Origin of the sequence: Sporosarcina ureae DSM 2281, assembly GCF_000425545.1 — a bacterium.
GTDB classification, from domain to species: domain Bacteria; phylum Bacillota; class Bacilli; order Bacillales_A; family Planococcaceae; genus Sporosarcina; species Sporosarcina ureae.
Genome location: NZ_AUDQ01000001.1, coordinates 143927 through 159451 on the forward strand (window position 1 = coordinate 143927; position 15525 = coordinate 159451).

13 protein-coding genes are annotated in these 15525 nt (G+C 39.0%); 3 read left to right on the forward strand and 10 right to left on the reverse strand.

All coding sequences use genetic code 11. The features are described from left to right. Positions 1–345: 345 nt before the first annotated feature. From H605_RS0100740 to H605_RS18525, 6 genes are all read right to left on the reverse strand, one after another. Complete coding sequence (locus tag H605_RS0100740; protein WP_029052439.1) at positions 346–1233, reverse strand: LysR family transcriptional regulator; 888 nt, start codon at positions 1231–1233, stop codon at positions 346–348. After that, on the reverse strand, positions 1220–2659 hold the full coding sequence (locus H605_RS0100745; protein WP_169535186.1) for an MDR family MFS transporter: 1440 nt from the start codon (positions 2657–2659) through the stop codon (positions 1220–1222). Before H605_RS0100745 ends, H605_RS0100740 begins: the two co-directional genes overlap by 14 nt. A gap of 141 nt (positions 2660–2800) precedes the next feature. After that, on the reverse strand, positions 2801–3238 hold the full coding sequence (gene cbpB / locus H605_RS0100750) for a cyclic-di-AMP-binding protein CbpB (RefSeq protein WP_029052441.1): 438 nt from the start codon (positions 3236–3238) through the stop codon (positions 2801–2803). Positions 3239–3374: 136 nt separating this feature from the next. Continuing rightward, positions 3375–3605 carry a hypothetical protein gene (locus H605_RS0100760; RefSeq protein ID WP_029052442.1) on the reverse strand — a complete coding sequence of 77 codons (231 nt, stop codon included), beginning with the start codon at positions 3603–3605 and terminating at the stop codon, positions 3375–3377. 184 nt (positions 3606–3789) lie between these two features. After that, positions 3790–4659, reverse strand: coding sequence for an NAD(P)-dependent oxidoreductase (locus H605_RS0100765; RefSeq protein WP_029052443.1), 870 nt, complete (start codon positions 4657–4659; stop codon positions 3790–3792). Between the two features lie 183 nt (positions 4660–4842). After that, positions 4843–5001 (reverse strand): aspartyl-phosphate phosphatase Spo0E family protein, encoded by a 159-nt coding sequence (locus H605_RS18525; protein ID WP_232321212.1) that lies wholly within the window; start codon positions 4999–5001, stop codon positions 4843–4845. A gap of 250 nt (positions 5002–5251) precedes the next feature. On the opposite strand from H605_RS18525, the gene H605_RS0100775 reads away from it, so the two are divergent. Both H605_RS0100775 and H605_RS18290 read left to right on the forward strand, forming a co-directional pair. Continuing rightward, positions 5252–5440 (forward strand): YkvS family protein, encoded by a 189-nt coding sequence (locus tag H605_RS0100775; RefSeq protein WP_248681189.1) that lies wholly within the window; start codon positions 5252–5254, stop codon positions 5438–5440. A gap of 60 nt (positions 5441–5500) precedes the next feature. Then, positions 5501–6148, forward strand: a complete 648-nt coding sequence (locus H605_RS18290) for a hypothetical protein (protein WP_051210414.1) — start codon at positions 5501–5503, stop codon at positions 6146–6148. A 66-nt stretch (positions 6149–6214) separates the two neighbouring features. Here the strand turns inward: H605_RS18290 and H605_RS0100785 are convergent, their stop codons facing one another. Next, entirely contained in the window at positions 6215–7591 is a 1377-nt protein-coding gene (locus H605_RS0100785; protein WP_029052445.1) for a two-component system sensor histidine kinase NtrB, read from the reverse strand. Between the two features lie 182 nt (positions 7592–7773). Here H605_RS0100785 and H605_RS0100790 point away from each other — a divergent pair, with 182 nt between their 5' ends. Further along, positions 7774–9528: a B12-binding domain-containing radical SAM protein gene (locus tag H605_RS0100790; RefSeq protein ID WP_029052446.1), complete on the forward strand. Its 1755-nt coding sequence runs from the start codon at positions 7774–7776 to the stop codon at positions 9526–9528. Positions 9529–9576: 48 nt separating this feature from the next. Here H605_RS0100790 and H605_RS0100795 read toward each other — a convergent pair whose 3' ends face one another. The 3 genes from H605_RS0100795 to H605_RS17135 form a co-directional block, all read right to left on the reverse strand. Then, a complete protein-coding gene (locus tag H605_RS0100795; protein ID WP_029052447.1) occupies positions 9577–10926 on the reverse strand; it encodes a TrkH family potassium uptake protein in 1350 nt (449 codons plus the stop codon). Between the two features lie 161 nt (positions 10927–11087). Beyond that, the gene (locus H605_RS0100800) at positions 11088–11852 is read right to left on the reverse strand and encodes a TerC family protein (protein WP_029052448.1); all 765 of its coding nucleotides are present in this window, start codon (positions 11850–11852) and stop codon (positions 11088–11090) included. 435 nt (positions 11853–12287) lie between these two features. Next, positions 12288–15461 carry an efflux RND transporter permease subunit gene (locus tag H605_RS17135; protein WP_081657797.1) on the reverse strand — a complete coding sequence of 1058 codons (3174 nt, stop codon included), beginning with the start codon at positions 15459–15461 and terminating at the stop codon, positions 12288–12290. Positions 15462–15525: the final 64 nt, after the last annotated feature.

Sequence of the window (15525 nt, forward strand, 5' to 3'; positions counted from 1 at the left end):
CAAAAAAGCGAAGACAAACTCTATTACTACTAGAGTTCGTCTTCACTCGAGGAGGCTGGGACATAACTATCTCACCCCGTTTCCCTGCACTCCGAAAGGCACGCTTTCCGAGGGGCGTGGCTTGAGCCAAGCGAACAACGAAGGGTTCGCTTGGCCGTATTTCTGTGTACTTTGCAGAAATTAAGGCACCTGTCCAGGGTCTCAAGACGCACGCTGATCCCTCAGGAGTCGGCCTTTCTCCGTTCCGGTACACTCTGATACTCTAAAAAAACATTTACTGATAAGAACAGAAAAAAGCGTAAAGGACTCATTCCCCTTACGTTTTTATGTTCTGTCTCAACCTCTTTATTGACCTTTCCTTAATAACTCCGCATATTCCTGCACGATTTCCACAAACGCCTTTACTTGCTTCAATTCAAATGTAGAACCATATCCGATTAGCCATGTATCGCGTGTCAGCTCAAACTCTTCCTCGCTATTCAACAACGGGATTAGATTAACTTTCTCATCACCTGACAATGTGATGGAAGGCAGTATAGCATAGCCGATACCTTTTAACGCGAGCTGCTTACACATTTCGATTTGATCGACTATGATTTGGCGACTTGGATTTTGATTGAAATGCTTATTCCACCAGCGCTGGATTTCCATATAATAGTTTGAATCACTTTTGTATTGAATAAAGTGGCGATTGGTGTCTTTTAATTCATCAATGGTCGAGATTTCAGAATCCACTAGATACAACTGATCTCGAAATAAGTAGACACGATTACTTTTCCAATCTGTTTGCCCTCTAACAATACCAATATGCGCTTCCCCTTCATACAAAGCTTTGGAGATTTCTGAACTCCATCCCGTCATTAAAGAAATCTTGGCATCTGGATAAAGTGCTACATAGTCTTTCAATACTTGAGGCAACCAGGTCTGACCGATTATAGAGGCACAAGCAATCTTCAATGTTCCATGTACTTTATCTTCAAGTGAGGCGATCAATTCCATCGTCTCGTCCTTCTTTGCCAATGATTCCCTCGCGTAGCTGATGACGTGTTCACCTGCTGGCGTCGGTTCCAGGCCTTTTTGTGAACGGATGAACAACTGCATACCCCACTCTTTTTCAATCGTCTGGAGGCGTTGTGACAAAGCAGGCTGGGACAAATGAAGGCGCTCTGATGCTTTACGCATGTTGCCTTCTTCAGCCAATGCTTTGATAATATCCAGTTCAATGGTTGACATGATCTGTCACCTTCCCTCGTGGAATTCGTAAAATCAATAATAAGCTAATGACTGCAAATAAAGCAATCGTTATGTACACCCAGTGCAATGAGCTGTCTAAACCGCTTTGTAAACTGACTAACTCCTGTGATGTAATCATCGAGCGACCGTCTTTCGTTAACAATGTATTTACGTGATCAATCGTGTATGGCAATTTTTCTTTCGTAAAATAGGTAATGAGGGCACCGTTTAAAATTGCTCCAAACACAGAAGCACCAACTGTATTGCCAAAATTCTTCATAAACATATTCGCTGCAGTAGCTGAGCCTCTTTGTACGCGCGGTACAGCCCCTTGAATCGTAACAATGAAAGATGTATTGGTCAGCCCCATTCCAACGCCTATGAAGAAGCTAGAAAACCCCGCCCATACTGGTCCTAGTGTTGAGGTCATGAAGACAAACATCGTCGTGCCGATTACAAGAGACACACCGCCAGCAAACGATACGAGAAATGGGCCGAAACGTATGAGTAAATGCCCCGCCAATGAGGAAGCTAGAGGCCAGCCAATCGACATGGCAGTTAATGTGAAACCTGCTATGATGGCTGGTTGTTCCATCACTCCGGATACGTAAGTAGGTAAATAAGAGGAAACTCCTATTAATATTACTCCTGTTGTCAACGATACGAGATTCGCATATAAAATAACGGGGTTTTTCCAGATACTAAATGAGATCAGTGGATCTTTTGCCAGTTTCTCTTGTCTGAAAAATAGCCAAAATGAAATGCCAGAAAGTATAATCAATGCTATACCGAAAGTTGAAAATCGTCCGAACCCTTGACCTCCCTCTACGAGCCAGATTAAGAGAGTGGATAATGCAGACGTCAGTAGAAAAGCACCTTTGTAATCGACAGAAGCCTTTTGAGTTTCTTTTGGTTCATGTAAAAAGAAATATATAACACCCATTGACAGTAGTCCGAGCGGCACGTTTACCCAAAATATGTATTGCCAGCTCACATACTGTACAATCAATCCACCGATTACAGGACCTGAAACTGCCGATACGCCCCACACACTCGACAAATACCCTTGTATCTTCGCACGTTCTTCCGTTGAATAAATATCACCGATAATCGTCGTCGCAATTGGCATAACAGCTCCTGCTCCCAAGCCTTGTATGAGGCGATAGACTATCAACTGCTCCATTGAGACAGCGAATCCACAAAGTATGGAACCGATCAAAAAAATCGTCACGCCCATAAAAAAAATTGGCTTTCGTCCAAATAAATCCGCTAGCTTTCCATAAATTAATACCGTCACGGTACTCATTAATAAATAAGATGAGAATATCCAACTATACCGAGAAAACCCACCTAATTCAGAAGCGATCGTCGGCATTGCAGTAGTAACAATTGTCGCTTCCACTGCCCCTACAAACATAGCGAGCATAACAGCAGCAAGAACAAAGGGCCGATTAGTTTCTTTGGGCACAGCTATTTCAACTCCTTCTATTAGAAAAAGACTCCTATATCGGAGCCCTTTACTATTTTACTATAGCACTTGCTTCACTGCTCTATTACAGTAAGTTTATTAAACGTTATAAATATACTTTTTAAATTCTTTCATAATCACACGTCGCGTAATAATACCGGCAAATGTTCCATCTTCTTCAGTGACGCATAAAAACGGATGATTAATCAAAAGATCTACTGCGCGTTGAAAACGGTCCTTCACACGAATCGTCGGTAGATTCGTATCCATAATTTCATCTACTTTTATATCTTCTAATCTCTCATATTCAATGCGTTCCATACCTAAAATAGAATCTGTAATCATTCCAATCCCGAGGAGCCCTTTCAAATGATACTGATTATCCAGTACAGGGATTGCAGAATAGCCAGTCTTGGTCAAAACAAGCAGTGCATGCTCTGCGTTATTTCCGATTTGCACGTGGGCAACCTTTTCCGAAGAAATAATTTGATCTATGATGGGCGCAGTAAGAAAATCTTTATTGTTTATAGAAACCATTGGTGATCGCTCCTTCTATTCTTCATCTAAATATATTTACCTAAAAGTCCGTTCACTGTTTCAAATCCATCATACCACAAAAAGCCAATTTCCACCTTAAAAGAAAGCGGATTCACAAAACAAAAAACCTCTTTCTTTAATAGAAAGAGGCCCAATAATAAAAAATGATGAAAATGATAAAAACTGAAGCGACAATGATGATCCACAGTAATGGGTTCATTGCATATGGGTGCTCAGCTGCAATATCGGGTATTTTGTTCTTTTCGTTTAACTGAAATGAACGACTCGTTTTCCTAACTCCAGCTAGTCCGATCCAAAGCATTATAGCTGATACAAACACCATAGGCCACAACCAAATATCCCACATCATAACTCCCTCCTTTTCGCTCATACTATATTAAAGAGCATGTGCAATTAGTGAGTAAGTATGCGTATTTTACACTCAGTGGATTATTCGCAAATAGATGCTTTTAAATTTACTGTACAACAGATTTGCCATTGTGGATTTTTTACACGACAAACATAAAGAAAATTACATAATTTCTTACATTTTACTTTATATACTTTTTAATCAGGACTTGTGTTCCTTTTTCCCCATAACCCTTTGAGAGTAAATCTGCATACATGTCATAAGCAAGATGTAAGCCTGGCAATTTTAGATTCAGTCTTTCTGCTTCCTGTAATGCAATATGTAAATCTTTCACAAAATGTTTTACATAAAATCCTGGTTCATAATTCTCGGTAATAATTCGTGGTCCAAGATCAGATAAACTAAAAGAATTTGCTGCACCCGAAGTGACGGATCGTAACATCGTATCCGGATCAAGACCCGATTCCATAGCGTACGCGATCGCTTCGCATGCCCCTATCATATTTCCAGCGACCGTAATTTGATTGCACATTTTAGCGTGTTGCCCAGCTCCCGCTGTTCCTTGATAAACAATTTGTTTACCAAAAACAGATAAAATCGGTAATAACTTTTCAAATACTTCTTTTTTACCTCCACACATAATAGATAGCGTGCCATTTCGAGCTCCAATATCTCCGCCTGATACAGGCGCATCCAGTGAATCCATTTGTAAAGAAGCTGCTTTTTCTGCAATGGCAATAGCTAGTTCAGGACTAGAAGTAGTCATATCCACTAGGATTTGAGAAGGATGACCGTTTGCCAATATACCTTGATCTGACAAATAAACTTCTTCCACATCGGTTGGCATACCGATCATCGTGAAAATAATGTCAGCATGTTCAATAGCTTCAGCTACATTGTTTGCCCATCTTGCTCCTTGTCCTACTAGTGGTTCAGCTTTTGATTTCGTTCTAGTGAATACTGTTACCTCATAAGATGCGTTAATCAAATGCTTGACAATACTCGAACCCATGACACCTGTTCCAATAAATGCAATCTTTTCTTTTTGCATATTTTCACTCCTCAATATGTAAGATTAATCCTATCGTACAGAAGTTCAAATATTTTTACAATAAAACAAAAAAAGAGGACCAATACAAGATTGGTCCACAAAAGGGGGAAATGAGAATGTTGCTGTGTTCTTTTATAGTGTTCCCACATTTATTATGAGTTAAACATTCATTTTTGCGTAAATTCAAGGCAGTTGTATTTCTTTTTCATCATTGAATTCATTAATTAATACATCCAATTTACGACTAAGTTCAATGGTATTTTCGGCGTCCATACCATATTTTTCTGCAGCCTGAATTAATTGTTCTCTAACTCGTTCTATTTCAAGTTTACAATTATGCACTACTTGCACACCTTTCATCTGTAAATACTCTACTCTTTAATATACCAACAACTCAATATTATTAAACCGAAATAATATCGATAATTTTCGACAAAATATATGGATGTATGGATTTATATATTTCTATGTTTTTTTAAGATAAGACTTTACGTTTTGGAGAATATAAGGCAAACTATAAAGGAATTCCCAATAGTACAGTTTCATTTCTTTGCTTAGCATAATAATGATTGAAGAAAGGGTGGTTAGAATGATGATTGCAGAAATTGGTGATATTATTGAATTCAAAGAAGGCTTACAAGGAATTGTAGAAAAAGTGAACGAAAACTCTGTAATTGTAGACTTAACGTATATGGAAGACTTCGATGAATCGGTCATGCAGGAAAAAACAGTAATCAACCATAAACGTTATATTATCTTAAACAACAGTAAACAAGATTGAAACCTTCTTCGCTGTGATCCGTCCAATAAATTAGAATAGTATATGAAGGAGTGGTACCAAATGAACAACAAATGGCGTATTATTTTCACTTCACTAACCGCCTCTATCATGCTTGCAGCGTGCGGAACATCTGATGCGGACCCAGAAAAAGATACAACAGGTAATGCTATAGAAGAACCTGCTGCTCCTGAAACAGATGCAGAAGAAAACACTTCTTCCGAAAATGAAACAGAAATCGAAACAGACACTGAAGTAGAAGCAAGCGAAGATGTAATGAAAGATGCTGTAGAAACAACAAGTGATGAACAGGATTACTCCATGATGGTGCTCCCTGGGTATACACTTACAAGTGAAGAACCGGGCAGAGACAGTCTATACCTAGAAGAAGATAGTGAAATGTTCATGCGAATCGAAACTATGCCTAAAGATGAAGAATCGTATACTTTCGATGAACTCTATGAAAATATGGGAGAGTTATTGACGGCTTCCAGTGACGGTGAAACACCTATCGAGATTACAGATGAAACAGATCTTCCACAAGCTGATGATATCAAGTCTGTTAAAGGTGCAGTAGTAGATTCTACAGAAGGTTATTTCACAGGCTATGTCATTGAACGGGAAGACAAGTTAATTCGCGTAACCATTTACGCTAAAGAAAATAACGAACATATGGAAGAATTCAAAGACATGGCAGCTACCATCAAGTAATGTTGCCAATGTGAAAAAGGCCGATCCTTTGGATCGGCCTTTTTCTATTTGAACCTTTGGTCATTTCTATAACATTACAGGAATTAGAGGAAATGATAAATGAAAAACCGTTCCTTTACCAATTTCACTAGTAACGGATATGGATCCTCCATGTTCTTGAACGGTTTTCTTAACAAATGGAAGTCCTAAACCAGTACCTCCTGGTTTATCTGTCACAAATGGCAAGAAAATAGTTTCAAGCATTTCTTCCCCCATTCCAGCTCCTGTATCGGATATAAAAATATCCACATTTTGCTGATTCCCTTCACTTATCATGATAGACAATGTATCATTTGCTTTCATAGCTTCCATTGCATTCTTAAGAAGATTTATAAATACTTGTTTAATACGGTTCGGATTTGCTTGAATTAGTAAAGATCCCTTAGCATTGAATTCATTCACTAAGTGAATTTGATCCAACAATGCTTTAGGTCGAAGCAATATAAGTACTTCTTCTACTAAAACGGATAACGAAAATATAGTAATTTCATCTACAGCCGGTTTTAATAGAACTAACATTTCATTCAATATCTCGTTCATGCGTTTGACTTCGTCTTGAATAACTTTTACATACATTTGTGCGTTACCCGTTACTTCGTGTTCCAATAGTTGGAGAAACCCTTGTAATGTCGTCATCGGATTACGTACTTCATGTGCAATGCTTGCGGCAATTTCCCCAGTCGTGCATAATTGGTCGGAGTGCGCTAGTTGCTCAAATAGACGTTCCTGTTCAGTAATATCTACAATTCGTAAGATAAACATTTGTGTTTTACAGTCCAATGTCAAACTAACATCTTGATAACGTTGTATTCCTTTAGATGTGTAAGACATTTTCACTGTCGAAGATTCTTGTGTTAGTGCTTTTAAGATATATTCTTCAAAAGTAAATGGAGAGGTTGGGACCATTAAATAAAAAAGGTCTTGTAGATGTATAAGTTCACTGGAAGTTTGGTCAGGAAATATTTCCAAGAATAAATCATTCGTCGAAATAATATAACCCGATTCATTCACTAGCGCCATTGGCATAGTCGCCTTTAAATAAGCACTTTCATATAATTGATTCAATTTATAGCTTTGTTCACCAATTTTTATTGTTAAAATCGCCCTACCGCTATATTGCTGGTATATAATATAACAAGGTTCACTTTTTTTATTCGGCACTTCTAGATGACCAATCAATACATTTTGATCGGCTATCGTTTCTGTTTTCAACAGAAGCAACCGTTTCTTTATTTGTTCCAACAAACTTTGATCAAATATTTCAGATATATGATGTGGGATAAAGTCTTTAGGCATTAGTAATTTAACAGCTTCTGTCATATCAAGTATATCGCCATCTTCATCTAAAACGATTTTAAAAAGTGAACTTTCTAGATAACGATTGATATTTAATGTTTTCAACACTGTAGCAGTACCCCCTTAACTCAATTGCACCTATCCATTATGGACCTGTAACACATTTTCAATTTTGGAAATAAATTCTGAATGCTTCTTATTATGCCATACTGACGCTCCTGTTCACATAGGACTATAGTCTATTTTGTCTTTTCAAATACTTATTTTAACTTAAGATTAGGAGTTTTACTATGAATATTGTCTTATCTACATTAAATGCTAAATATATACACACGAATATCGCAATACGTTATTTAAAGGCTTTTGCAGCACCAGAATTTCATTGTGAGCTGGCCGAATTCACTATTCATGACCCTACACTTTCTATCGTCTCAGAGCTGTATCAACATTCGCCAGACGTCGTTGGCTTTAGCGTATATATTTGGAATATAGAAGAAACTATAAAGGTAATTCGTCTACTAAAGCTAACAAGTCCTAAAACCGTTATAGTCTGTGGTGGGCCTGAAGTGACATATGACTATGACCAATGGTTAAAAAGAGTACCGGAAATCGATATTATTGCGATAGGTGAAGGCGAAAAAACCTTTAAAGATATACTCCAAGCAGTAGATGGACAAGCAGATCTTTCTTCCGTACAAGGCATTGCATATCGTTCAGATGGAAAGTTGAAGATCACAGCTCCAGGTCCTAAATTGGATCTTCGTGAACTACCTTCCCCTTTTCGTTTTCCAGAGGATATTACGCATCTCTCAAATCGTGTCATGTATATTGAGACAAGCCGCGGCTGTCCCTTCTCTTGTCAATTCTGCCTTTCTTCAATCGAAGTCGGCGTTCGATACTTCAATCGAGAAGCAATAAAAGAAGACATTCGCTACTTGATGCAGCATGGTGCTAAAACTATTAAATTTGTCGATCGTACCTTCAATATTAGCAGAAGTTATGCAATGGAAATGTTCCAGTTTCTTATAGATGAACATCTGCCTGGCACCGTATTTCAATTTGAGATCACTGGCGATATCATGCGACCAGAAGTGATTCAGTTTTTAAACGATAACGCGCCAAAAGGACTGTTTAGATTTGAAATTGGAGTTCAATCTACTAACGATCTAACAAATGAGCTAGTAAAGAGAAGACAGAATTTCACTAAATTATCTCGCACAGTCACGATGGTGAAAGAAGGTGGGAAAATTGATCAACATCTTGATTTAATTGCCGGACTACCTGAAGAAGATTACGCATCTTTCCGTGACACATTTAACGAAGTGTTTGCTTTACGACCTGAAGAATTACAACTAGGTTTTTTGAAACTACTGCGCGGAACTGGTTTACGTATCCAAGCAGAGCAATATGGGTATCGTTACATCGACACCGCTCCTTATGAAATTGTATCAAACAACGTCCTGTCCTTTGATGATATGCTGAAGATCAAACAAACAGAAGACATTCTCGAGAAATATTGGAATTCGGGTCGATTTATACACTCTATGGAGTATATCGTAACGGAATTAGTCGATACACCATTTGACTTTTTCCAATTATTCGGAGCGTTTTGGGAAAAACAAGGCTGGTCACGAATCGGTCATCAGTTCGAAGACTTGTTCACCCGCTTGGAATGCTTCCTAGAAGACATATTAAAAATCGATACGTCTATAGCAGTAAGTCTATTGAAGATGGACTATTTACTTCACCAAAAGTTTTTACCTAGAAAGATATGGTGGAATACTGTAGTACCAGAAGAAGAGCTAAAAGAAGTTTATCAGACACTTTTACGTTCTCCACATTTGCTTGGAGATACGTTTGAGTCGATTGGTTATACGGAACGAACTATTCGGAAGCAAGTTTTCGTTACAAAGACCTCAGCTCAATTGAAAGAAAATCTTTCTGTAACAAAAGACCCTGGGTATCTTATTGTACAATACATACCAGGTGAAATAGCACAGCACTATCATTTGTCCGAACAAGCATTGAAAACCGTCTCTCCATAATAAAACCGCAGCACGCGAAAATTCGCTTGCTGCGGTTTTTATTTTAAATTAACCAATAATGACACGCTCTTTTGGATAATGATACGGTGTTTTATTCGATTTGCCACCGATCGTATAAATAAACGATATCAACCCAACTCGTCCGATGAACATTAGTGCCATAATAATCAACTTACCGAACACCGATAAATCGCTTGTAATACCGAGTGACATACCACACGTTCCGAAGGCTGATGTGATTTCAAATAGCAATGGAATAACAGGTATACCTGGCTCGGTAAGTAACAGTAACAGTAATGCCGCCAACACCATAAAACACGCGACGAGAATAACTGCATACGAACGGAATACGTCGATCAACTTAATTTGGCGTTTAAAAATGTGTATGACGTCATTCCCTCTTGCAAAGTTAATGAGAAATAATAACGCAATGGCAAAGGTCGTCGTACGGATCCCCCCGCCTACAGAACTTGGCGAAGCACCAATGAACATAAGCGCACTAACAAAAATATCTGTCGCTTCACTAAATTGCGTCACGTCATACGTCACAAGACCTGCAGAGCGTGCAGAAACTGAATGGAATAATGCCGTAAAAAACTGCTGATGCCAGCTCATCCCTTTAAATGAATTGAATGATTCTAACAACCAAATCGTTAATGTACCTACAAGTAGCAGAATACCGAATGTCGCCGTCGTAATCTTAGTAAAAAGCGAAAAGCGAAAATGCGGTACTTTTTTTGAAAAAAAGCTCTTCACTTCAATTAGTACTGGAAATCCAATAGCACCTAAAATAATTAATATCATCAATAGAAGCTGCACGATATAATCATCATGATAAGGCATCATCGATGAACCGGTAATGTCAAAACCCGCATTCGTAGTGGCAGACACCGCCATGAACATACCGTTCAACAACGCTTCACTAAATGAATTATAAAAACGATAAATATATAATGTTAAAATACCGCCACCAATAATCTCAATGGCAACGATCAGTTGAATGATTTGACGAATTAATTGAACGACACCTTGTAATGTGTACTGATTCGTGTCAATCATTATCAGTTGCCGCTCTCTCATGCCGATTTTCTTCTTTACAAGTAGCCAGAAAAAAGTACCTAATGACATGATGCCGATACCACCGAGCTGAAGCACGAGCATGATCATGCAAATGCCGAATACAGAGTACGTTTCGCCGATACTAATAGGTGACAACCCCGTAACGCTCACGGCGCTCACAGCGGTAAACAAACTATCTATAAAGGCTACTTTTACACCCGGTTTATATACACCCGGCAAGTTCAATAAGAGAAAAGAGGATGCAATCGCCAAAAAGTAGTAGAAGGCAATTATCTGTGCTGGAGTAAACTTATGAAAAACTTCCCTGGAAAGCCTCATCTTTTTCAAATTCCTTTCATAACGGAAACTTCATTTTCTTACTTTATCAAATCCCTTGATGAAAAGATAGCTATATACAGAACTTTACACTCTTTACACTATTTTAAACTAGAGATAAAAAAGCAGTCTCTCCAACTTACTTGGAAGAGACTGTTTTCGTATTATCTATTAGCTTTCACTTTAGTTTTTGCGACAGCCAGTAGATATCCGCCTACTGCCAAGATTAATAACACAACCCAGAACGTCATTTTCCACAGTGTAGAGTGTGGGAAAGCTTCTGGAATGATGAGCAGTTCAGGATGTGCAAGAGTTAACACAACTAGCTTGACACCTACCCACCCTACAATTAAGAATGCTGCCGTTTCCAATGTAGGATACTTTTCAAGCATAACCACGAATTGTTTCGCTGCAAAACGGATCATGACTAAACCAATCATACCACCTAATAACATAACAGTGAATTGTCCGCCGTTAATGCCACCGACGTGGAAGTTACCTAACTCAGGCAATGTTACCGCAAGCGCAACAGCCGCAAGCATGGAGTCCAATGCGAACGCAATATCTGCAAGTTCCACTTTCAACACGGTCATCCAGAAACCAGATTGTTTTTTAGGCTTTTGATTTGGATGACCTTCCGGCTTATGGGTAATTTTATCGTATATATTTTTACCCGATATGAACAATAAGTAAATGGCACCGATGGCTTGTATCTCCCAGAACTTTACTAAAAACGTAATCATAAATAGTGCAGTGAATCTGAAGACGAATGCCCCTAGTAAACCATAAAATAAGGCTCTCTTTTGTTGGAGTTTCGGTAAGTGTTTTACCATTACTGCCATTACTACGGCGTTGTCTGTTGCTAATAGGCCTTCGAGTACGATTAGTACTAAGAGTACCCATGCATATTCTAATAAAATCGGATCCAACATAATTCCTCCTTGTTTTTTACAAAATAAAAAGACCCTCACCTAATAATTAGGCAAAGGTCTCGCTAAGTCGGAATTTCACGTTCAAAATCCAGCTATCATAACCGATGACCGTTGAGGCAGTCACGTATTGACGATTATGAAATAGGTTTCCCTATAGCTACTCCCCTTTGACATTGCGTCAAAAGTTATTAAGATATCGGATACTTTTAAAGTATTATAACATGATAACTTTGATTTGCAAATGATTTAGGTGATGCTTATAGTGCTATTAAATTAAAAGGACAGTGTTTGACGATATAAAAGCAAGCGCATTAGTATTCGACTCACTGTCGTATACATTACTAGTCCTACTATATTATTCTTTTGTATAAATTATTCAACACTATGTAAAAAAGCCGGCAAATGAAAAATTCCATTTGCCGGTAGTATGAATTACTTGGACTCTCTCACAGTGACGGTTTCCGTTACTGTCTCAGTCACGGTGACCGTTTCAGTTACCGTGACGGGTTGATGTTGATCTTCCGTTATCGGTTGCGCTTTTTTTGGCGTCTTCATACCTCTACGTGTCTCTCGATCCAACAAACTGTAAATGATCGGAACAATATACAACGTCAAGAATGTAGAACTGATTAATCCACCAATTACCGCAATCCCCATCGGCTGGTTCAACTCAGAACCTTCACCAAGGCCTAGCGCTAACGGTAGTAAGCCCAAAATAGTTGTGAGGGCTGTCATTAAGATGGGACGGACACGGTCGCGTACAGATGATAGAATCGCATCGTACGAGCTGTACCCTGCTTCTTTACGTTGATTAATATAATCGACCAATACAATCCCATTGTTGACGACAATTCCCACTAATATGAGAAGACCGATGACCGCCGTTACACTGACCGGTGTGTTGGTAAAGAATAATCCCAGTGATACACCAATTAGCATCAGTGGCACAGAGAACATGATAACGAACGGATATTTGAACGATTCGAACTGTGCAGCCATTACGATATATACTAACACCACCGCCAGTACAATAGCCAATAGCATATCGTTGATCGCACTTTCAAATAACTCCCGATCTCCACCGTATGATAGTTCTACTTCACTAGGTAGATCTAGATCATCCACAATATCATTTACCTTTTTCGTCATATCGCCTAATGATTCACTAGATAGATATTTCACCGTAAATGCTATGGAATGCGCTTGATCCACACGCACAATCGCTACAGGACCTTCTGCGATTTCCACATCCGCTATATCCTTCAACTTAACAAAGGTATCAAGCGGTGTTTTTAATTCCAATTCTTTTAATTTATCTATACTATTGCGGAAACGCTCATCGTATCCAACGTTTACTCCCACTACTTCGCCAGTTTTCTCAAAGACGATTTGTGAAGCAAAGACACCTCGCGTAACGTCACTAACCGTTTGCGCTATTTGATAAGGTGCCAATCCGACATCTGAAGCTTTTTCACGATCCACTTCAATTTTTATTTCTTCAACTGTATCTACTAAATCATTTTCAACGTCCGTCACGGTATCCAGCTCACGTAATTTCTTATCTAACTTAGATACTGCATCTCCTAAACGCTCTTCATTTGTATCGTTTAGCGAGAAGGATAATGTATTTGGACTGGAACCGGCAGCGGTCTGCAAGTTGAAACTGACTTCTGCATCATCGCCGATTTCTTGCTCCACGACTGGTTGTACTTTGTCTACAAATTCAAAGACAGAGCGATCGCGTTCGTCGAGTGGAATTAGCTTCACATACACTTCGGCCATATTACTTTCTGATCCGCCTTGTGCCATGCTTTGCTGTGTGCCACCGACTAAACTGACGTACACTTCTACGTCATCTTGCTTCTTCATTTCTTCTTCTATTCGTTCCACTACGTCGTCTGTCGCATCAAGTGATGCACCATTTGGTAACTGCACATTAATACTGAAAGCACCTTCATCCGTAGCAGGCAAGAATTCCGTACCCACTTTTAAAATTCCGAATGCGCTTCCAGCTAATAAAGCAGTTGTTACTAGTAACACGAGTAAACGATGCCCTAATGCCCATTTAACAGATTTTTCGAATCTCTGATTTTTCTTCACATGACTCTTTTTCTCGAGAGTTTCTTCAGTAGGCGTCTTCAACAAACGACTTGCCAGCATTGGCACAACAGTCAATGCAACGACTAACGATGCAAATAAACTGAATGAAATCGTTAACGCGAACTCTGTGAAGATTTGACCAATAATACCCGTAATGAAAATTACTGGTACAAATACAGCTAGAGTAGTTAACGTAGACGCGGTTATAGCTCCGCCTACTTCCTTCGAACCATCTTTCGCTGCTTCTGTCGGTGTTTTCCCCATTGCTAAATGTCGCTCGATATTTTCTATAACAACAATTGCATTATCGACTAACATACCAATACCCAGAGCAAGTGCACCGAGTGTCATGATATTTAATGAGAAGTCTGCGAAATACATAAGAACAAATGTCACAATAACCGAATACGGAATCGCTACTCCAATGATGATTGGACTTTTAATTCCACGTAAGAAGACAAATAATACGAGCATCGCGAACAAGCCACCGAGAATTAATGATTGACCGATATTCCCGATTGCCAGCTGTACATAGTCCCCTTGGTCAAAAATAACATCCGATTCAACATCTTTGTATGCATCTTTCTCCAATAACTTATCCAATGACTTTTTAAACTCTTTAGAGACTGTTGCAGTATTTGCTCCTGACTCTTGAAGTACGGACAATAATACGGCCTGTTCATCATTGGCTCGTGTTTCTGTTTGTAGTTTCGGCTCCAACAATGCTACATCCGCCACATCAGAGACTTTGATTTTGTCACCTGTCTGCGGATTGGCACCTATTTGAATACTTCGTACATCTGAGATATTTTGAACTGTACTTAAGATTCTTGTAGTTAACTTTCTTCCATCACTCGTGTCAATCGGATCACCTGGCATAGATACGTTACTAGCTTGGATTGCCTGGACGACATCTGATTGCGCTAAACCAAATTCTTTTAATTTATCAGGATCTAAAATAACCTGGACGTCTTCAATGATTTTACCTGACACGTTCACACTAGCTACACCGTCAATACGGCGTAATTCTTTCTCCAACTCTTCTGCAATCTTCCGTATATTTGTATCTTCATCGACGGAGCGTAAAGATAGTTGGATGACCGGGAATTGAGATGGATCAAACTTCATGAAACGCGGTTTATTAGCACCATCGGGCACTTCTACTTGATCGATCCGTTGGAGGATATCCATTTGGACATCATCAATCGAAGAATCCCAATCAAACTGCAGGAATACTAAGTTAGCTCCTTCTTGAGAAGAAGACTGCATCGACTTCAAGCCAGGAGCTGTCGATAAACTTTCTTCCAACGGTTTGGTAATTTTCTCGCTCACTTCTGTTGGTGAAGCACCCGGATAATTCGTGACAACTACCGCTACAGGTGGATTTAAGTCCGGAATCAATGTAACCGGAATTTTAAAGAAGGATACTGCACCTAAAATAATGACGAGAAACATAGTGACTAACGTAAAAACAGGTCGTTTGACCGAAAAGCTACTAATCTTCATTTATCTATTCCTCTCTTTTCTCAGCACTCCAGCTGGGGAAGACTTTTCATCTTTCCACCATACC